Source organism: Parafrigoribacterium mesophilum, assembly GCF_039652555.1.
Classification (GTDB): domain Bacteria; phylum Actinomycetota; class Actinomycetes; order Actinomycetales; family Microbacteriaceae; genus Parafrigoribacterium; species Parafrigoribacterium mesophilum.
This window is the reverse complement of the sequence record NZ_JBDJAF010000002.1, coordinates 23625-39813: the sequence shown is the minus strand read 5'-3', so window position 1 is coordinate 39813 and position 16189 is coordinate 23625. Positions and strand designations below refer to the sequence as shown.

The 16189-nt window shown below is 64.0% G+C and carries 28 protein-coding genes; all 28 read right to left on the bottom strand.

From position 1 onward, the window contains the following. Nucleotides 1-76: 76 nt before the first annotated feature. On the bottom strand, nt 77-685 hold the full coding sequence (gene rplQ / locus ABFX56_RS10295) for a 50S ribosomal protein L17 (RefSeq protein ID WP_346233238.1): 609 nt from the start codon (nt 683-685) through the stop codon (nt 77-79). A gap of 52 nt (nt 686-737) precedes the next feature. Beyond that, nucleotides 738-1727 carry a DNA-directed RNA polymerase subunit alpha gene (locus tag ABFX56_RS10290; RefSeq protein ID WP_346233237.1) on the bottom strand — a complete coding sequence of 330 codons (990 nt, stop codon included), beginning with the start codon at nt 1725-1727 and terminating at the stop codon, nt 738-740. A 250-nt stretch (nt 1728-1977) separates the two neighbouring features. Next, nucleotides 1978-2376, bottom strand: a complete 399-nt coding sequence (rpsK, locus tag ABFX56_RS10285; RefSeq protein WP_346233236.1) for a 30S ribosomal protein S11 — start codon at nt 2374-2376, stop codon at nt 1978-1980. A 78-nt stretch (nt 2377-2454) separates the two neighbouring features. After that, entirely contained in the window at nt 2455-2835 is a 381-nt protein-coding gene (gene rpsM, locus ABFX56_RS10280; RefSeq protein WP_346233235.1) for a 30S ribosomal protein S13, read from the bottom strand. A gap of 192 nt (nt 2836-3027) precedes the next feature. After that, nucleotides 3028-3141, bottom strand: coding sequence for a 50S ribosomal protein L36 (gene rpmJ, locus ABFX56_RS10275; RefSeq protein WP_011186712.1), 114 nt, complete (start codon nt 3139-3141; stop codon nt 3028-3030). A 76-nt stretch (nt 3142-3217) separates the two neighbouring features. Further along, a complete protein-coding gene (gene infA, locus ABFX56_RS10270) occupies nt 3218-3439 on the bottom strand; it encodes a translation initiation factor IF-1 (protein ID WP_055811571.1) in 222 nt (73 codons plus the stop codon). Nucleotides 3440-3778: 339 nt separating this feature from the next. Beyond that, on the bottom strand, nt 3779-4615 hold the full coding sequence (gene map, locus ABFX56_RS10265) for a type I methionyl aminopeptidase (RefSeq protein WP_346233234.1): 837 nt from the start codon (nt 4613-4615) through the stop codon (nt 3779-3781). A gap of 12 nt (nt 4616-4627) precedes the next feature. Beyond that, nucleotides 4628-5245 carry an adenylate kinase gene (locus ABFX56_RS10260; protein ID WP_346233233.1) on the bottom strand — a complete coding sequence of 206 codons (618 nt, stop codon included), beginning with the start codon at nt 5243-5245 and terminating at the stop codon, nt 4628-4630. Then, nucleotides 5242-6567, bottom strand: coding sequence for a preprotein translocase subunit SecY (secY, locus tag ABFX56_RS10255; RefSeq protein WP_346233232.1), 1326 nt, complete (start codon nt 6565-6567; stop codon nt 5242-5244). Before secY ends, ABFX56_RS10260 begins: the two co-directional genes overlap by 4 nt. Before the next feature lie 58 nt (nt 6568-6625). Beyond that, a complete protein-coding gene (gene rplO / locus ABFX56_RS10250; RefSeq protein WP_346233231.1) occupies nt 6626-7321 on the bottom strand; it encodes a 50S ribosomal protein L15 in 696 nt (231 codons plus the stop codon). Then, the gene (rpmD, locus tag ABFX56_RS10245) at nt 7321-7506 is read right to left on the bottom strand and encodes a 50S ribosomal protein L30 (RefSeq protein WP_346233230.1); all 186 of its coding nucleotides are present in this window, start codon (nt 7504-7506) and stop codon (nt 7321-7323) included. The genes rplO and rpmD overlap by 1 nt, the downstream gene beginning before the upstream one ends. Continuing rightward, nucleotides 7506-8204 carry a 30S ribosomal protein S5 gene (rpsE, locus tag ABFX56_RS10240; protein ID WP_346233229.1) on the bottom strand — a complete coding sequence of 233 codons (699 nt, stop codon included), beginning with the start codon at nt 8202-8204 and terminating at the stop codon, nt 7506-7508. Before rpsE ends, rpmD begins: the two co-directional genes overlap by 1 nt. Further along, complete coding sequence (rplR, locus tag ABFX56_RS10235) at nt 8201-8572, bottom strand: 50S ribosomal protein L18 (RefSeq protein WP_346233228.1); 372 nt, start codon at nt 8570-8572, stop codon at nt 8201-8203. Before rplR ends, rpsE begins: the two co-directional genes overlap by 4 nt. A gap of 2 nt (nt 8573-8574) precedes the next feature. Continuing rightward, nucleotides 8575-9111, bottom strand: coding sequence for a 50S ribosomal protein L6 (gene rplF, locus ABFX56_RS10230; RefSeq protein ID WP_346233227.1), 537 nt, complete (start codon nt 9109-9111; stop codon nt 8575-8577). A 6-nt stretch (nt 9112-9117) separates the two neighbouring features. Then, the gene (gene rpsH, locus ABFX56_RS10225) at nt 9118-9516 is read right to left on the bottom strand and encodes a 30S ribosomal protein S8 (RefSeq protein ID WP_346233226.1); all 399 of its coding nucleotides are present in this window, start codon (nt 9514-9516) and stop codon (nt 9118-9120) included. Nucleotides 9517-9598: 82 nt separating this feature from the next. Then, nucleotides 9599-10186 carry a 50S ribosomal protein L5 gene (rplE, locus tag ABFX56_RS10220; protein ID WP_346233225.1) on the bottom strand — a complete coding sequence of 196 codons (588 nt, stop codon included), beginning with the start codon at nt 10184-10186 and terminating at the stop codon, nt 9599-9601. Then, entirely contained in the window at nt 10186-10536 is a 351-nt protein-coding gene (rplX, locus tag ABFX56_RS10215; RefSeq protein ID WP_346233224.1) for a 50S ribosomal protein L24, read from the bottom strand. Before rplX ends, rplE begins: the two co-directional genes overlap by 1 nt. A 3-nt stretch (nt 10537-10539) precedes the next feature. Next, a complete protein-coding gene (rplN, locus tag ABFX56_RS10210) occupies nt 10540-10908 on the bottom strand; it encodes a 50S ribosomal protein L14 (protein ID WP_346233223.1) in 369 nt (122 codons plus the stop codon). Nucleotides 10909-10911: 3 nt separating this feature from the next. Beyond that, nucleotides 10912-11265 carry a 30S ribosomal protein S17 gene (gene rpsQ, locus ABFX56_RS10205; RefSeq protein WP_346233222.1) on the bottom strand — a complete coding sequence of 118 codons (354 nt, stop codon included), beginning with the start codon at nt 11263-11265 and terminating at the stop codon, nt 10912-10914. Then, the gene (gene rpmC / locus ABFX56_RS10200) at nt 11265-11600 is read right to left on the bottom strand and encodes a 50S ribosomal protein L29 (protein WP_346233221.1); all 336 of its coding nucleotides are present in this window, start codon (nt 11598-11600) and stop codon (nt 11265-11267) included. Before rpmC ends, rpsQ begins: the two co-directional genes overlap by 1 nt. Then, a complete protein-coding gene (gene rplP, locus ABFX56_RS10195; protein WP_346233220.1) occupies nt 11600-12019 on the bottom strand; it encodes a 50S ribosomal protein L16 in 420 nt (139 codons plus the stop codon). The genes rpmC and rplP overlap by 1 nt, the downstream gene beginning before the upstream one ends. Nucleotides 12020-12021: 2 nt before the next feature. Next, a complete protein-coding gene (rpsC, locus tag ABFX56_RS10190; protein ID WP_346233219.1) occupies nt 12022-12828 on the bottom strand; it encodes a 30S ribosomal protein S3 in 807 nt (268 codons plus the stop codon). After that, nucleotides 12828-13256 (bottom strand): 50S ribosomal protein L22, encoded by a 429-nt coding sequence (gene rplV / locus ABFX56_RS10185; RefSeq protein ID WP_346233218.1) that lies wholly within the window; start codon nt 13254-13256, stop codon nt 12828-12830. The genes rpsC and rplV overlap by 1 nt, the downstream gene beginning before the upstream one ends. A 24-nt stretch (nt 13257-13280) precedes the next feature. Further along, on the bottom strand, nt 13281-13562 hold the full coding sequence (gene rpsS / locus ABFX56_RS10180; RefSeq protein WP_346233217.1) for a 30S ribosomal protein S19: 282 nt from the start codon (nt 13560-13562) through the stop codon (nt 13281-13283). A gap of 15 nt (nt 13563-13577) precedes the next feature. Beyond that, entirely contained in the window at nt 13578-14417 is an 840-nt protein-coding gene (gene rplB / locus ABFX56_RS10175) for a 50S ribosomal protein L2 (RefSeq protein ID WP_346233216.1), read from the bottom strand. A 17-nt stretch (nt 14418-14434) separates the two neighbouring features. After that, a complete protein-coding gene (gene rplW / locus ABFX56_RS10170; protein WP_346233215.1) occupies nt 14435-14734 on the bottom strand; it encodes a 50S ribosomal protein L23 in 300 nt (99 codons plus the stop codon). After that, nucleotides 14731-15501: a 50S ribosomal protein L4 gene (rplD, locus tag ABFX56_RS10165; RefSeq protein WP_346233214.1), complete on the bottom strand. Its 771-nt coding sequence runs from the start codon at nt 15499-15501 to the stop codon at nt 14731-14733. The genes rplW and rplD overlap by 4 nt, the downstream gene beginning before the upstream one ends. A gap of 3 nt (nt 15502-15504) precedes the next feature. Then, the gene (gene rplC, locus ABFX56_RS10160) at nt 15505-16167 is read right to left on the bottom strand and encodes a 50S ribosomal protein L3 (RefSeq protein WP_346233213.1); all 663 of its coding nucleotides are present in this window, start codon (nt 16165-16167) and stop codon (nt 15505-15507) included. Nucleotides 16168-16189 lie beyond the last annotated feature (22 nt).

The following is a 16189-nucleotide window of genomic DNA, read 5'->3' as shown; positions in this document are numbered from 1 at the left end:
CCGAGCGGATGCCGGTGGCCGCGGCTGCACGGCGAAGGCCCCGTTCCGACGTGGAACGGGGCCTTCGGAGGTTGTGCTACTGGTTGCGGCCGGTGTCTGCACCGTCGGCGCTGTCGACTGCGACGTCGGCGGCGTCGGATGTCGCCTCGGTGGCGGCGGCGTCCGCGGGCTCGGCGGTGTCCTCGACGGGAACCTCGGTGGCCGGCACCTCGGCGGTGACGTCCTCGGCTGCCTCTGCGGCGGGCTCGGCGGTTGCCTCTTCGGCAACCGGCTCCTTGGCCGCCTTCGGCGCCTTGGTGGACACCTTGGCAGCCGGGGCGGACCTCAGCGGCTCAAGCACCAGCTCGATCTGCACCATGGGCGCGTTGTCGCCCTTGCGGAAGCCGAGCTTGGTGATGCGGGTGTAACCGCCTTCCCGCTCCGCGACCTGGGGCGCGATCTGCGTGAACAACTCGTGAACGACGGTCTTGTCGCCGATGGTGGCCAGCACCCGGCGACGCGAGTGCATGTCGCCGCGCTTGGCGAACGTGATGAGGCGCTCGGCGACCGGACGCAGGCGCTTGGCCTTCGTCTCGGTCGTCTTGATGGATTTATGGGTGAACAGCGCGGCAGCGAGGTTCGCGAGCATCAGGCGCTCGTGAGCCGGACCGCCGCCCAGGCGTGGACCCTTGGTTGGCGTTGGCATGATCAGTTTTCTCCGTACTCGTCAAATGGTGGTGGACAGCTCCGCGCGGAAGCTAGTTGGTCTCGTCCTCGTAGCCGCTGTAGAAATGGGCTCCGTCGAATCCGGGAACAGCATCCTTCAGCGACAGGCCGAGCTCGACGAGCTTGTCCTTGACCTCGTCCACCGACTTCTGACCGAAGTTGCGGATGTTCATCAGCTGCGTCTCGGACAGCGCGACCAATTCGCTCACGCTGTTGATGCCCTCACGCTTGAGGCAGTTGTAGCTGCGCACGGACAGGTCGAGATCCTCGATCGGCATGCTGAGCTCGCTGGACAGTACGGCATCCACCGGCGCCGGGCCGATTTCAATGCCTTCCGCTGCGGTGTTCAACTCGCGAGCCAGACCGAACAGTTCCGTGAGCGTGCGTCCAGCGGAGGCGATGGCATCCCGTGGGGTGATCGCCGGCTTGGTCTCGACATCCACCACGAGGCGGTCGAAGTCGGTGCGCTCACCGGCGCGGGTGGCCTCGACGCGGTAGGTGACCTTGAGCACCGGAGAGTAGATCGAGTCGACCGGAATCTGGCCGGCCTCGCTGAACTCGTTGCGGTTCTGCGATCCGGAGACGTAGCCGCGGCCACGCTCGATGGTCAGTTCGAGTTCGAACTTGGCTTTGTCGTTGAGGGTCGCGATGAGCAACTCGGGGTTGTGGATCTCGACGCCGGCCGGTGCCGAAATGTCGGCTGCCGTCACCTGGCCCGCGCCCTGCTTGCGCAAGTAAGCGGTGATCGGCTCGTCGTGTTCGCTGGAGACGACGAGACCCTTGATGTTGAGGATGATCTCGGTGACGTCCTCCTTCACCCCGGCGACGGTGCTGAACTCGTGCAGCACACCGTCAATGCGGATGCTGGTGACGGCGGCGCCCGGGATGGAGGAGAGCAAGGTCCGGCGAAGGGAGTTTCCGAGGGTGTACCCGAAGCCGGGCTCCAGTGGTTCAATGACGAACCGCGAACGGAACTCCGAGATATTCTCCTCGGCCAGGGTGGGACGTTGTGCGATGAGCACTGTTGTTTCCTTTCGGCGAAGTGTCCGCTATATGACACTTGGGGTCCGACCGGTGGCGGGCCGGTCGGTATTTATTGAGTTATGTAAGAACTTGTATTCCGGTGATCGAGCTTCCGCTGATCGAACTTCCGCTAGGCGAGTTGTCGAGATACTCCCGGCCGAAATCCTCCGCGCCGAGCGTGCATCCGGACCCTCCGGTGGTCGAGCTGGTCGAGACCCGAATGGACTCTCTACCCGCTCAATCAAGGAATTAGACGCGCCTGCGCTTCGGCGGACGGCATCCGTTGTGCGCCTGCGGTGTCACATCGTTGATCGAGCCGACCTCGAGGCCAGCGGCCTGCAGGGAGCGGATCGCGGTCTCGCGGCCTGAGCCGGGTCCCTTGACGAAGACATCCACCTTCTTCATGCCGTGCTCTTGCGCCTGGCGGGCGGCGGACTCCGCGGCCAACTGGGCGGCGTACGGGGTCGACTTGCGCGATCCCTTGAAGCCCACTCCGCCGGACGATGCCCAGCTGATGACCGCACCGGTCGGGTCGGTGATCGACACGATGGTGTTGTTGAACGTGCTCTTGATGTGGGCCTGGCCCACGGCGATATTCTTCTTTTCCTTGCGGCGCGGCTTGCGAGTAGCCGACTTGGGTGTTGCCATCTGTTTCTCCTGAATCCTGTATGGCTCCGGCCCGGATCAACGCGTGCGCTGGCACATCGTCATCTGGGCGGAAATCGGCTACTTGCGGCCGGCCTTCTTCTTGCCGGCTACGGTGCGCTTCGGTCCCTTGCGGGTGCGCGCATTGGTCTTGGTGCGCTGTCCGTGAACGGGCAGGCCGCGGCGATGGCGGATGCCCTGGTAGCTGCCGATCTCGACCTTGCGGCGGATGTCGGCGGCGACCTCGCGGCGGAGGTCACCTTCTACCTTGAAGTTGCCTTCAATGTAGTCGCGGAGGGCGATGAGTTGATCGTCGGTGAGATCCTTGACGCGAATCTCACCGCTGATCGCCGTGTCGGCGAGGGTCTTGAGCGCCCTCGTGCGGCCGACACCGTAAATGTAGGTCAGTGCGACTTCCACACGCTTGTCGCGTGGGATGTCTACGCCTGCTAGACGAGCCATGGTGGCTTTCTCCTGATTGTTTCAGTGGAGGTGTGGGACAAGGTCTGTGCTCGGGCCTCCACCCGAGGTGTCCCCCGCTGTGCGGGATCCGATCTTGCCGTGTACTTCTATTCAGTTATGTAACTTCCGGTCCCCGGGGAGGTCGCTCTAGCGACCGTCTCGAAGGGCTCGAAGAACTCGAAGGGGCGGCGCCTAGCCCTGGCGCTGCTTGTGCCGCGGGTTCTCGCAGATGACCATGACCCGACCGTTACGACGGATTACCTTGCACTTGTCGCAGATCTTCTTGACGCTGGGGTTGACCTTCATGTTGTTTCTCTCTTCGCTGTCGTCGTGCCTGTTCCCGGATTCAGCCGAGGCGAGGCCGTTACTTATCCAGCATTTGTTACTTGTAGCGGTAGACGATCCGGCCGCGGGTCAGGTCGTAAGGGCTCAACTCCACGATCACGCGGTCCTCGGGGAGGATGCGGATGTAGTGCTGACGCATCTTGCCCGAGATATGGGCAAGCACTCTGTGTCCGTTGGTGAGCTCAACGCGAAACATCGCGTTGGGCAGAGCCTCGACCACTGCGCCCTCGATCTCGATGACACCGTCTTTTTTGGCCATAGCCTCACTTGTCGCTAGAAAATACAAATACTGGTCGTGCGGATGGGTTGTGGTGAGATGGGCACGGCAAAGCCGACTGCAGGCACCAAGGATCAATCGTATGGTAAAAGACGCGGATGCGCCAATCGAACAATCGGGACCGTGGTCGTCTTCGGGTCTTTACTCCAGCTCGGCTCCCCGCATCCGCCCCCGCCCCGCATCCGCATCCGCGCCTCGGCATCCCTAGTCCCATCTCAAGGAAAATCTGTCCGCGTGGGTCCCGGATGCCGATGGTCCGGCCGGGGTTAGACAAAATCTCCTTGAAACGGGTTAAGGCTGAAGGGATTAAGGCTGAACGGATTAGGGCTGCGGCAGCGGGACCGGGGTCACACCAAAGGGAGCGAGACCGGCCGCACCGCCGTCCTCGGCGGTGAGTACCCAGATACCGTCGTCGTGCACTGCGATGGAATGCTCCCAGTGCGCGGACGCCGTGCCGTCGGAGGTGGCCACCGTCCAGCCGTCTCGGCGCACGAACGTCTCGATTCCGCCGAGTGTCACCATCGGTTCGATCGCCACCACCAGGCCGGGACGTACCCGCGGGCCGCGGTCCGGGACGCGATAGTTGAACACCGGCGGCTCTTCGTGCATCGAACGCCCGATGCCATGGCCGGTGTAGTCCTCCAGAATGCCGTAACTGCCTCGGCTGTCGATGTAGTCCTCGATCGCCGCGCCCACCTCACCGAGATGGGATGCGGACGCCAGCGCGGCGATGCCGCACCACAGCGACTGCTCGGTCACATCCGACAACTCGGTCAACTCCGCGATACGGTCGGGGCGTTCCGGGTCGGGCAGCACGACCGTGATGGCCGCGTCACCGTTCCAGCCGCCGACTTCCGCGCCGCTGTCGATCGAGACGATATCGCCGGCGGCCAGGACCCGTTCGCCCGGGATGCCGTGCACGATGTCCTCGTTGATCGAGGCGCAAATCGTGTGGCGATAGCCGGGCTCCTTCTTGAAGTTGGACACACCACCGCGCGAACGGATCGCGGCTTCCGCGAGCAGGTCGAGTTCCCTGGTCGTGGCTCCTGGAGCAATGGCGTCTCGCGCCGCGGTCAACGACGCGGCAGTGGCCAAGCCGGGCCGGAGCATCCGGCGCATTTCATCGGGCGATTTGTAGATATTGGGACGGACACGCACTGCGAGGGTGCCCTATCCGACCGCAGCAGCAGGCTGAGCATCGGATGCCGGCGGTACGATCCCCCGCTGCGCCAGCGCGGTCACGATGCGCAGCGTGACCGAATCGATCTGGCCGAGCCCATCCACTGCCACCAGCAGGCCGCGCTGACGGTAGACCTCCACCAACGGAGCCGTCTCGCGGCGGAACACGTCCTGACGGTGGCGGATGGCCTCTTCGGAGTCGTCCACCCTGCCCTGTTCGACGGCGCGCTTGCGCAGCCGGGCGACCACGGCCTCGGTATCCGCCTCGAGCCGGATCACCGCGTCGAGGCTTTGCTTGCGTGCAGCCAGCGTGCTGTCGAGGTAGCCGACCTGCTCGATGGTGCGGGGATATCCGTCGAGGAGGAAACCATCCGCGGCATCAGCTTCGAGCAGTCGAGTGCGCACCAACTCGTTGGTGAGCGAGTCGGGCACGTAATCGCCGGCGTCGACAATGCTCTTCACCTGCTGCCCGAGCGGGGTACCGTTCTTGATGTTCAAACGGAAAATGTCTCCGGTCGCGATCGCGGGGATCCCGAACAGCGTAGCCAGGCGCGCCGATTGCGTTCCCTTGCCCGCTCCGGGCGGACCGAGGATCAACAGGTGCGTCATCGGAGCAGACCCTCGTAGTGCCGCTGTTGCAGTTGCGCGTCGATTTGCTTCACAGTCTCCAACCCCACGCCGACGATAATGAGCAGACTCGCACCGCCGAACGGGAAGTTCTGGTTCGCCCCCACCGTGGACAGGGCGAACAACGGGATCAGCGCGACCAGCGCCAGGTACAGCGAACCGGGCAGCGTGATCCGGGACAGCACATAGTCGAGGTATTCGGCGGTGGGCCGGCCGGCACGGATGCCAGGAATGAATCCGCCGTACTTCTTCATGTTGTCGGCGACTTCTTCTGGGTTGAACGTGATGGCGACGTAGAAGTATGTGAAGCCGATGTTGAGCAGGAAGTACACCAGCATGTACAGCGCGCTGTCGCCGGAGCGGAGGTTGTCGGTGATCCAGATCACCCATGGCGCTGGCAGCCCGCCGCCCTTCGGCTGGTTGAACTGCGCGATCAACGCGGGCAGGTACAGCAGCGACGACGCGAAGATGATCGGGATGACCCCGGCCATGTTGACCTTGATCGGGATGTAGGTGTTGTTGCCACCGAATGTTCGTCGGCCGACCATCCGTTTGGCGTATTGCACCGGCACGCGGCGTTGCGACTGTTCGACGTAGACCACGAGTCCGGTGATGACCAAGCCGAGGATGATCACCATTAGGAAGACCTCGAAGCTCTTGGCCACCGCGATGCCCCACAGGGCGCTCGGGAAGGTTGCCGCGATCGAGATGAAGATCAGCAGCGACATGCCGTTGCCGACACCGCGCTCGGTGATCAGCTCGCCCATCCACATGATCAGGCCGTTGCCTGCGGTCATGGTGATGACCATGAGCAGGATCGCGTACCACTGGTCATTCGTGAGCAGCTGGCTGCACTCCGGCGTTCCGGTCGAGGTCGGGAACAACGCACCGCTTCGAGCGACGGTGACCAAAGTCGTGGACTGAAGGATGCCCAGGCCGATGGTCAGGTACCGCGTGTACTGGGTGAGGGTGGCCTGACCGGCCTGCCCTTCCTTGTACAAGTCGTCGAAGTGCGGGATGACCACGCGCAACAACTGCACGATGATCGACGCGGTGATGTACGGCATGATGCCGAGCGCGAAGACGGACAGTTGCAGCAGCGCGCCGCCGCTGAACAGGTTGACCAGGTCGTACAGCCCCGTGGTTCCGGAGCCCGCGGCGAGACACTTCTGCACGTTCGCGTAGTCCACGAACGGGGTGGGAATGAACGACCCCAGTCGGAACAGGGCGATGAGCGCAATCGTGAAGCCGATCTTCTTGCGAAGATCGGGCGTGCGGAATATCCGCGCGATAGCACTGAACACAAGGCCTCCTGGCTAGCTGGTAGAGCCGTGGCGGCCCTGACGGGCCGCCCCGAGCGACTTAGTTTACCGAGCCACCCGCTGCGATGATCTTTTGCGAAGCTACGCCAGAGACCTTATCTACTGCAACGTTCAGCTTAACCGCTATCTCACCGTCCCCAAGAACTTTGACCTTCTCGTTCTTCCGAACGGCACCCTTGGCGACCAAGTCGGCCGTGGTCACGTCGCCGCCATTGGGGTACAGCGCGGCGAGCTTCTCCACATTCACGACCTGGTACTCGACGCGGAACGGGTTCTTGAACCCCCGCAGCTTCGGGGCCCGCATCACGAAGCCGATGTTCCCGGCTTCGAAGCCCGGACGCATTTGGTACCGGGCTTTGGTGCCCTTGGTGCCGCGGCCGGCGGTCTTGCCCTTGGAGCCTTCACCACGGCCGACCCTGGTGCGGTCCTTCTTGGCACCGGGTGCGGGACGCAGGTGGTGCATCTTGAGCACCTGAGGGCGCGCCACGACGTCGGCGGCCGGCGTTGTGGCGGCCTTGGCCGGAGCCTTGGCGGTCTTGCTCGCAGCGGTCTTGCTCGCAGCGGCCTTGGGGGCGGCGTCCTTCGTTGCGTCGGACTTGGCGGCGGCTTTTGGCGCGGCATCCTTGGCAGCGGCGGCCTTGGGTGCAGCAGCCTTCGTGGCAGCGGCCTTGGGTGCCGAGGCTTTAGCCTTCACTTCGGCAGGCTCAGTACGGCGCGGCTTTTCTTCGTCAGCCATTAGTCAATCTCCTCGACTTTCACCAGGTGTGCGACGTGACGGACATAGCCCCGGTTCTGGGAGTTGTCCTCGCGCACCACCATGTCGCCGATACGGTGCAGCCCGAGGCTGCGCAGCGTATCGCGTTGGTCTTGTTTCTCACTGATCTTGGACTTGATCTGGGTTACTTTCAAACGGCCGGCCATCAGGCACCTACCTTCGCTGACTCTGCCTGGATCCTCAGGATCTGGGCGGGTACGACGTCTTCTATCGGCAGGCCACGGCGGGCGGCGACGGCAGCAGGCTCTTCGAGCTGCTTGAGCGCATCCACCGTCGCGTGCACGATGTTGATGGTGTTCGACGAGCCGAGCGACTTACTCAGCACGTCATGGATCCCGGCACACTCCAGAACCGCGCGCACCGGGCCACCGGCGATAACACCGGTACCAGCGGCAGCGGGGCGCAACAGCACAACGCCGGCGGCGGCTTCACCCTGCACCGGATGCGGGATGGTCTTGCCGACGCGCGGTACGCGGAAGAAGTTCTTCTTGGCTTCCTCTACGCCCTTAGAGATCGCGGTGGGCACCTCGCGGGCCTTGCCGTATCCGACGCCGACGAGTCCGTTCCCGTCTCCGACAATCACCAGGGCGGTGAAGCTGAAGCGACGACCACCCTTGACGACCTTGGAGACGCGGTTGATGGTGACAACTCGCTCGAGGAATTGGCTCTTGTCGGAGTCACGGCTTCCGCGCTGCTGGTTCGGATTGCGCTCGCGGCCGCCACGGCGAGCCTCGCGAGGCTCCTTGGCTGGCTCCGTCGACGCAGCGGTCTCGACCGGCTGGGCGACGGCCGGCTCGGCTTCGGTTGAAGTCACTGCCTGCTCCTTGTTCGTTACATCACTCATAGGCTCAGTCCCGCCTCTCGCGCGCCATCGGCGATGGCCGCGACGCGACCCGCATAGCGGCTTCCACCACGGTCAAATACAACGGCATCGATACCGGCCTCCTTGGCCCGCTGAGCGACGAGTTCGCCCACCTTGTGTGCCTTGGCGGTCTTGTCGCCGTCGAAGCTGCGCAAGTCCGTCTCCATGGTCGATGCGGACGCCAGGGTGAAACCCTTCGCGTCATCGACCACCTGCACGAAGACGTGGCGTGCCGACCTGGTGACCACCAGGCGGGGACGCAGCGCCGTACCGACGACCTTCTTGCGAAGCCGTGCGTGCCTGCGGCCCTTGGCGGCCGACCTGCTCTTGCCTCTAGTTCCTAGTCCCACGATTACTTTCCACTCTTTCCGGCCTTGCGGCGGACGATCTCGCCTGCGTAGCGGATGCCCTTGCCCTTATAGGGCTCCGGCTTGCGAATCTTGCGGATGTTGGCGGCCACTTCTCCGACGGCCTGCTTGTCGATGCCGTGAACGGCAAGCTTGGTGTTCCCCTCCACCGTGAAGGAAATACCCTCCGGCGGATCCACGACCACTGGGTGGGAGAAACCGAGCGCAAACTCCAACGAGGAGCCTTTCGCCTGCACGCGGTAACCGGTGCCGACGATCTCAAGCCCCTTGGAGTAGCCCTGGGTGACCCCGATGATCTGATTGGCGATCAGCGTGCGGGTCAGGCCGTGCAGCGAGCGCGACTCGCGCTCGTCGTCCGGGCGGGTGACCAGCACGTGGCCGTCCTCAAGTTTGACCTCGATCGGGCTTGCCACGGCAAGCTGGAGCGAGCCCTTGGGGCCCTTGACGGTGACGGCGCTGCCGTCCACCGTGACGTCGACTCCCGAAGGAATCTCAATGGGAAGTCTTCCGATTCGTGACATGGCTGATTACCACACGTAGGCGAGGACTTCCCCACCCACGCCCTTCTGTGACGCCTGGCGGTCCGTGAGGAGGCCGGAGGAGGTCGACAGGATCGCGACGCCGAGTCCGCCGAGCACCCGCGGGATCTCGGTGGACTTCGCATAAACGCGCAGCCCCGGCTTTGATACCCGCTTGATGCCCGCGATGGAGCGCTCCCGGTTGGGGCCGAACTTAAGGCTCAGGGTGAGCGTCTGGCCGACCCTGGCGTCCTCGACGCTCCACCCGGAGATGTAGCCCTCCGCCTTCAGGATGTCGGCGATGTTGGACTTCAGCTTGCTATGCGGCATCGACACGGTGTCGTGGTACGCCGAATTCGCGTTCCGCAGTCTGGTCAGCATGTCTGCGACCGGATCTGTCATTGTCATGTGTTTGTTTCCTTATCTCAGACGGTTTCGGCATCCGTTACACGGATGACGACCTTTCCGATCATTACGGTGATTGAGCCTGTTACTTGGCTTCTTCTGTGCGGAACGGGAACCCGAGCGCCTTCAGCAGCGCGCGACCCTCGTCGTCTGTCTTGGCCGTGGTGACGACGGTGATGTCGAAACCACGCACGCGGTCGATCTTGTCCTGGTCGATCTCGTGGAACACCGACTGCTCGGTGAGGCCGAACGTGTAGTTGCCGTGGCCATCGAACTGCCTATCGGACAGCCCGCGGAAGTCACGGATGCGTGGCAGCGCCAGGGACAGCAGGCGGTCCAGGAACTCCCAGGCACGGTCTCCGCGCAGGGTCACGTGGGCCCCGATCGGCTGGCCCTCGCGCAGCTTGAACTGCGCGATCGACTTGCGAGCAGAAGTGACCTGCGGCTTCTGACCGGTGATGGCGGCCAGGTCCCGAACCGCACCATCCATGATCTTGCCGTCGCGGGCAGCCTCGCCGACACCGGTGTTGACCACGATCTTCACGAGCCCGGGCACCTGGTGCACGTTCGTGAACCCGAAGTCCTTCTTCAACTGCGCCGCGATCTCGGTGCGGTACTTCTGCTTCAGGCGCGGCTGAATCTTCGTCGCCGCAGCAGTAGTGGTGTCACTCATTACAGGTCCTTACCTGACTTCTTGGCGTAGCGCACGCGAACGTTTCTGCCGTCCTCGTTCTTCTCCACGCGGAAGCCCACGCGGGTGGGTTTCTTGGTTTCCGGGTCGACCAGGGCGACGTTCGACACGTGAATCGACGCCTCGACGGTTTCGATGCCGCCGGTCTTGGTGCCGCCCTGGGACTGCCCAACGCGGGAATGCTTCGTGACGAAGTTGATGCCCTCGACGATGACACGGTCCTTGTCGTCGAGCACCTCGATCACACGGCCTTGCTTGCCGCGGTCTCCGCCGCGGGCCGGCGTGGGTCCGCTGATGACCTGAACGAGGTCACCCTTCTTGATGTTCGCCATGACTTAGATAACCTCCGGTGCCAACGAGATGATCTTCATGAACTTCTTGTCACGAAGCTCGCGACCGACCGGCCCGAAGATGCGGGTGCCCCGAGGGTCGCCATCCGCCTTCAGCAGCACTGCCGCGTTCTCGTCGAACTTGATATAGGAGCCGTCGGCACGACGGGTCTCCTTCTTGGTACGGACGATGACGGCCTTGACGACCTCGCCCTTCTTCACGTTTCCGCCCGGGATCGCATCCTTGACTGTGGCGACGATGACGTCGCCCAAGCCGGCGTAGCGACGGCCGGAGCCACCCATCACGCGAATGGTGAGGAGCTCTTTGGCGCCGGTGTTGTCGGCGACCTTGACTCGGGATTCCTGTTGAAGCATTGGTTACTTCGCCTTCTCTAGAATCTGCACAAGACGCCAGCGCTTCGAGGCGCTGAGCGGACGGGTTTCGCTGATCACCACGAGGTCACCCACGCCGGCGGAGTTGGTCTCGTCGTGCACCTTCACCTTGGAGGTGCGGCGGATGACCTTGCCGTACAGGGGGTGCTTGACGCGGTCCTCTACCTCCACGACGACGGTCTTCTCCATCTTGTCGCTGGTGACGTAGCCGCGGCGCGTCTTGCGGTGTCCGCGGTCGGTGGTCGAGACCCCGGCCCCTGCAGCACCGGTGGTCGTACCGGTGGTCGAGCCTATCGAGACCGTCGACACCCCGGCCTCTGCGGTCTTCTTCTCTGCCATTACTTCTTCTCCTCGGTCACGGACTCCCCTTCGGGAGCCTCGGCGACCGTCTCATCGGCCTTGGCCTTCTTCGATTTCTTTTCGGCCTTCACCGGTACCTCGACCGGAACGGGCGTGGCACGGATGCCCAGCTCGCGTTCGCGGATGATCGTGTAAATCCGGGCTATGTCGCGCTTGACGGCGCGCAGGCGTCCGTGGCTCTCCAGTTGTCCGGTTGCGGACTGGAAGCGCAGGTTGAACAGCTCTTCCTTGGCCTTCTTCAGCTCGTCAACGAGGCGCTCGTCCTCGAGGGAGTCGAGCTCGTCGGGCATGAGTTCCTTGGATCCGATCGCCATTATGCGTCGCCCTCCTCGCGCTTGATGATGCGTGCCTTGAGGGGCAGCTTGTGAATGGCACGGGTGAGCGCCTCGCGCGCCACCGTCTCATCGACACCGGCGAGCTCAAAGAGCACGCGACCCGGCTTGATGTTGGCGACCCACCACTCGGGTGAACCCTTGCCGGAGCCCATGCGGGTTTCCGCGGGCTTCTTGGTGATCGGGCGGTCGGGGTAGACGTTGATCCACACCTTTCCACCTCGCTTGATGTGACGCGTCATGGCGATACGGGCGGCTTCGATCTGACGGTTCGTCAGGTAGGCCGGAGTCAACGCCTGGATGCCGTACTCGCCGAAGCTGATCGTGGTGCCACCGGTCGCCTGGCCACTACGGCCGGCGTGGTGCTGCTTACGGTGCTTGACCTTGCGGGGAATCAACATGATTAGCCTTCAGCTCCTACTGCTGCCACGGGAGCAGCCTCTGCCTTGGGCGCAGCGGCCGGCGCTACCGCCGGTGCCGATCCGCGGCGCGGACGGTCGTCCCGACGGTCGTCCCGGCGATCCGGCCGAGACGACTTAGCGCTGGCCTGCTCGCGGGCAAGTTCCTTGTTGGTGATGTCGCCCTTGTAGATCCACACCTTCACGCCGATGCGTCCGAACGTGGTGCGAGCTTCGTAGAATCCGTAGTCGATGTTCGCGCGCAGGGTGTGCAGCGGAACGCGGCCCTCGCGATAGAACTCGCTGCGGCTCATCTCTGCGCCGCCGAGGCGGCCGGAGACCTGGATGCGAACACCCTTGACGCTCGAGGTGCGCTGGGCGCCCTGCAGACCCTTCCGCATGGCGCGACGGAATGCGACGCGGGCGGAGAGCTGCTCGGCGATACCCTGCGCGACCAACTGGGCCTCGGCTTCCGGGTTCTTCACCTCGAGGATGTTGAGTTGGATCTGCTTGGCGGTGAGCTTCTCGAGGTCGGTGCGGATGCGCTCCGCCTCCGCACCACGGCGGCCGATCACGATACCCGGGCGGGCGGTGTGGATGTCCACGCGGACCCGGTCACGGGTGCGCTCGATCTCGATGCGCGCCACGCCGGCACGGTCGAGCGAGCTCTTCAGCAGGTTGCGGATTTTGACATCCTCCGCCACGTAGTCGCTGTACCGCTGGCCCACCTTGGTGCTGTCCGAAAACCACCGAGACACATGGTCTGTGGTGATCCCGAGACGGAATCCGTACGGATTTACTTTCTGGCCCATTACTTCTTTCCTGCCTTCGCAGTTGCCTTGCGCTGTTTCGACGGGGCCGCTTCGGTCTCGTCGTCAGCCGCCAAGTGGTCCGGCGTCGCCAGCACCACCGTGATGTGACTGGTGCGCTTCAAAATCTGGAACGCGCGCCCCTGAGCCCGCGGCTGGAACCGCTTGAGCGTCTTGCCTTCGTCGACATACGCGGACGCGATGAACAAATCTTGCTCGTCGAGGTACGTGTTCGCATTGTCGGCCTTGACCCTGGCGTTCGCGATGGCCGACTCGACCAGCTTGTAGACCGGGTTGCTCGCATCCTGCGCAGCGAACTTCAGGATGGCCAACGCCTCCAGTGCCTGCTTGCCGCGGATCATGTTGACGACACGACGGGCCTTCATGGGGGTGACGCGGATGTGACGCACGCGGGCGATCGACTCCACCATTTGAATCCTCCTTCCGCCGCCGCGTTAGCGGCGACGCCCCTTCTTGTCGTCCTTCTCGTGACCGCGGAAGGTGCGCGTCGGGGAGAATTCCCCGAGCTTGTGACCGACCATGGTCTCCGTGATGAAAATCGGAATGTGCTTGCGACCGTCGTGCACCGCGATGGTGTGTCCCAGCATCGCCGGGATGATCATCGAGCGACGCGACCAGGTCTTGATGACGTTCTTGCTCTTGGCCTCGTTGGCGGTGACAACCTTGCGAAGCAGGTGCTCGTCAACGAAGGGGCCCTTCTTAAGACTGCGTGGCATCCTTTTTTACAACTCCTACTTGCGCTTCTTGCCGACGGTGCGACGGCGAACGATGAGCTGGTCGCTCTCTTTGTTGGGGTGACGAGTGCGGCCCTCTTTCTGACCCCACGGGCTGACCGGGTGACGTCCACCGGAGGTCTTGCCCTCACCACCACCGTGCGGGTGGTCGACCGGGTTCATGACGACACCGCGGACGGTGGGGCGGACGCCCTTCCAGCGCATCCGTCCGGCCTTGCCCCAGTTGATGTTCGACTGCTCGGCGTTGCCGACCTCGCCGATCGTGGCGCGGCAGCGGGCGTCCACGTTGCGGATCTCACCGGATGGCAGGCGAAGCTGCGCGTACGGGCCGTCCTTGGCGACCAGCCGCACCGACGAACCGGCGGAACGGGCCAACTTGGCGCCGCCGCCCGGCTTGAGCTCGATCGCGTGAATCACGGTACCGACCGGGATGTTCTTCAGTGGCAGGTTGTTGCCCGGCTTGATGTCGGCCGAGGCGCCGGATTCGACGATGTCGCCCTGCTTGAGCTTCTCCGGCGCGATGATGTAGCGCTTGCTGCCGTCGACGAAGTGCAGCAACGCGATGCGTGCCGTGCGGTTCGGGTCGTACTCGATGTGCGCGACCTTGGCGTCCACGCCGTCCTTGTCATTGCGACGGAAGTCGATGACCCGGTACTGGCGCTTGTGCCCACCGCCGATGTGGCGGGTCGTGATGCGGCCGGCGTTGTTGCGACCGCCGGTCTTGGGCAGCGGACGCAGCAGGGACTTCTCCGGGGTGGACCGGGTGATCTCCACGAAGTCGGCTACCGATGAGCCGCGGCGACCGGGGGTCGTCGGCTTGTATTTGCGAATTGCCATGTTCCTTGTCCTTGTCCCTAGCCGACAGCCGTGAAGATGTCGATGGAACCAGCCTTGAGCGTCACGATGGCGCGCTTGACGTCCTTGCGCTTACCCGTGCCGAACTTGGTGCGGCTCGTCTTGCCCTTTTTGTTCAGGGTGTTGATGGATGCGACCTGCACGCCGAAGATCTTCTCGATGGCGAGCTTGATCTCGGTCTTGTTCGCCCGCGGGTCCACGGTGAACGTGTACTTGCCCTGGTCGATCAGGCCGTAGCTCTTCTCGGAGACGACCGGCGACAAGATTACGTCGCGCGGGTCCTTGTTGGTCGCGGTCATGCTGTGACCTTCCCCTCATCATTGGCGGCGGCACGCTCTGGCGAGACGCGCTTCTTGGCGAACCGCGGTGCAGCCGACTCAACGGCCTCCGCGTCGACCTGCTTGACCGGTCCGGCGACGAACGCGTCAAACGCGCCCTTGGTGAACACGATGTCATCGCTGACGAGCACGTCGTACGCGTTGAGTTGGTCGTACGGCAACACGTGCACGCTCGGCACGTTGCGCACGCTCTTGTAACTGACCTCGTCGTCGCGCTCGAGCACGATCAGAACGTGCTTGCTGGTGGCGATGTCGTTCAGCAGCGCGACGATGGCCTTGGTCGATGGCTTATCCCCCACCGACAGCGAGTCAACGATGTGGATGCGTTCGCCGCGGGCCCGATCGGAGAGCGCTCCGCGCAGGGCGGCCGCGATCATCTTCTTGGGGGTGCGCTGGGCGTAGTCGCGGGGGTGCGGTCCGTGAACGATGCCACCGCCGGTCATCTGGGGGGCGCGGATCGAGCCTTGACGGGCGCGACCGGTGCCCTTCTGCTTGAACGGCTTGCGGCCGGCGCCGGAGACCTCGCCGCGGCGCAGCGTGTTCGCGGTGCCCTGGCGGGCGGCGGCGCGCTGGGCGACGACCACCTGGTGGATCAGCGGAACGTTGGTCGGCACATCGAACGTGTCGGCGGGCAGGTCGACGGTGCCGACGGTCTTGCCCTTCGCGTCGATCACATTCAACTGCGACACGTTCAGCTGCGCCGTATCGGGCGTAGTAGCGGATGCCATGTCTTACGCTCCCTTCACTGCGTTGCGGACGAAGACGATCTGTCCCTTGGAGCCGGGGACGGCGCCCTTGACGAGGATGAGGTTCTTCTCGAGGTCGACGGCGTGCACGGTGAGGTTCATCACCGAGACCCGCTCGCCGCCCATACGACCGGCCATGCGCCAGCCTTTGAACACGCGGCTGGGGGTGGAGGATGCGCCGATGGAGCCGGGCTTGCGGTGGTTGCGGTGCGCGCCGTGCGAGGCGGAGACGCCCTGGAAGTTGTGACGCTTCATGACACCGGCGAAGCCCTTGCCCTTGCTGGTGCCGACCACGTCGACCTTGCTGCCGGCCTCGAAGATGTCGGCGGCCAGTTCCTGGCCGAGGGTGTAGGTGTCGGCATCCGCGGTGCGCACTTCGGCGAGGTGGCGGCGCGGCGTGACGCCGGCCTTCTCAAAGTGGCCGGTGGCTGGCTTGTTGGACTTGCGTGGGTCGATCTGGCCGTACGCGATCTGGATCGCGCTGTATCCGTCGATCTCGGGGGTACGCACCTGGGTGACGACGTTCGGCGAGACTTCGATGACCGTGACCGGGACGAGCTTGCCTGCCGCATCCCACACCTGGGTCATACCGAGCTTGGTGCCCAGTAGACCTCTACGGGTCTTCTGTGCGGCACTAATAGTAGACATGGATTTCCTTCTCGTCTCTAAC

Bases quoted from the DNA above. Each gene is read 5' to 3' on its own strand.
- rplD (WP_346233214.1), bottom strand. From the start codon at position 15,501: ATGGCATCCGCTACTACGCCCGATACGGCGCAGCTGAACGTGTCGCAG.
- rpsE (WP_346233229.1), bottom strand. From the start codon at position 8,204: ATGAGTGATGTAACGAACAAGGAGCAGGCAGTGACTTCAACCGAAGCC.
- rpmJ (WP_011186712.1), bottom strand. From the start codon at position 3,141: ATGAAGGTCAACCCCAGCGTCAAGAAGATCTGCGACAAGTGCAAGGTA.
- rpsQ (WP_346233222.1), bottom strand. From the start codon at position 11,265: ATGGCAGAGAAGAAGACCGCAGAGGCCGGGGTGTCGACGGTCTCGATA.
- rpsK (WP_346233236.1), bottom strand. From the start codon at position 2,376: ATGGCAACACCCAAGTCGGCTACTCGCAAGCCGCGCCGCAAGGAAAAG.
- rplB (WP_346233216.1), bottom strand. From the start codon at position 14,417: ATGGCAATTCGCAAATACAAGCCGACGACCCCCGGTCGCCGCGGCTCA.
- rpsC (WP_346233219.1), bottom strand. From the start codon at position 12,828: ATGGGCCAGAAAGTAAATCCGTACGGATTCCGTCTCGGGATCACCACA.
- ABFX56_RS10260 (WP_346233233.1), bottom strand. From the start codon at position 5,245: ATGACGCACCTGTTGATCCTCGGTCCGCCCGGAGCGGGCAAGGGAACG.
- rplE (WP_346233225.1), bottom strand. From the start codon at position 10,186: ATGAGTGACACCACTACTGCTGCGGCGACGAAGATTCAGCCGCGCCTG.
- rplO (WP_346233231.1), bottom strand. From the start codon at position 7,321: ATGGCTGACGAAGAAAAGCCGCGCCGTACTGAGCCTGCCGAAGTGAAG.
- rplN (WP_346233223.1), bottom strand. From the start codon at position 10,908: ATGCTTCAACAGGAATCCCGAGTCAAGGTCGCCGACAACACCGGCGCC.
- rplC (WP_346233213.1), bottom strand. From the start codon at position 16,167: ATGTCTACTATTAGTGCCGCACAGAAGACCCGTAGAGGTCTACTGGGC.
- rplX (WP_346233224.1), bottom strand. From the start codon at position 10,536: ATGGCGAACATCAAGAAGGGTGACCTCGTTCAGGTCATCAGCGGACCC.
- rpsS (WP_346233217.1), bottom strand. From the start codon at position 13,562: ATGCCACGCAGTCTTAAGAAGGGCCCCTTCGTTGACGAGCACCTGCTT.
- rplW (WP_346233215.1), bottom strand. From the start codon at position 14,734: ATGACCGCGACCAACAAGGACCCGCGCGACGTAATCTTGTCGCCGGTC.
- rplV (WP_346233218.1), bottom strand. From the start codon at position 13,256: ATGGTGGAGTCGATCGCCCGCGTGCGTCACATCCGCGTCACCCCCATG.
- rpmD (WP_346233230.1), bottom strand. From the start codon at position 7,506: ATGGCCGGCCGTTTGAAAGTAACCCAGATCAAGTCCAAGATCAGTGAG.
- rplQ (WP_346233238.1), bottom strand. From the start codon at position 685: ATGCCAACGCCAACCAAGGGTCCACGCCTGGGCGGCGGTCCGGCTCAC.
- rpsH (WP_346233226.1), bottom strand. From the start codon at position 9,516: ATGACAATGACAGATCCGGTCGCAGACATGCTGACCAGACTGCGGAAC.
- rpsM (WP_346233235.1), bottom strand. From the start codon at position 2,835: ATGGCTCGTCTAGCAGGCGTAGACATCCCACGCGACAAGCGTGTGGAA.
- rplP (WP_346233220.1), bottom strand. From the start codon at position 12,019: ATGTTGATTCCCCGCAAGGTCAAGCACCGTAAGCAGCACCACGCCGGC.
- rplF (WP_346233227.1), bottom strand. From the start codon at position 9,111: ATGTCACGAATCGGAAGACTTCCCATTGAGATTCCTTCGGGAGTCGAC.
- infA (WP_055811571.1), bottom strand. From the start codon at position 3,439: ATGGCCAAAAAAGACGGTGTCATCGAGATCGAGGGCGCAGTGGTCGAG.
- rpmC (WP_346233221.1), bottom strand. From the start codon at position 11,600: ATGGCGATCGGATCCAAGGAACTCATGCCCGACGAGCTCGACTCCCTC.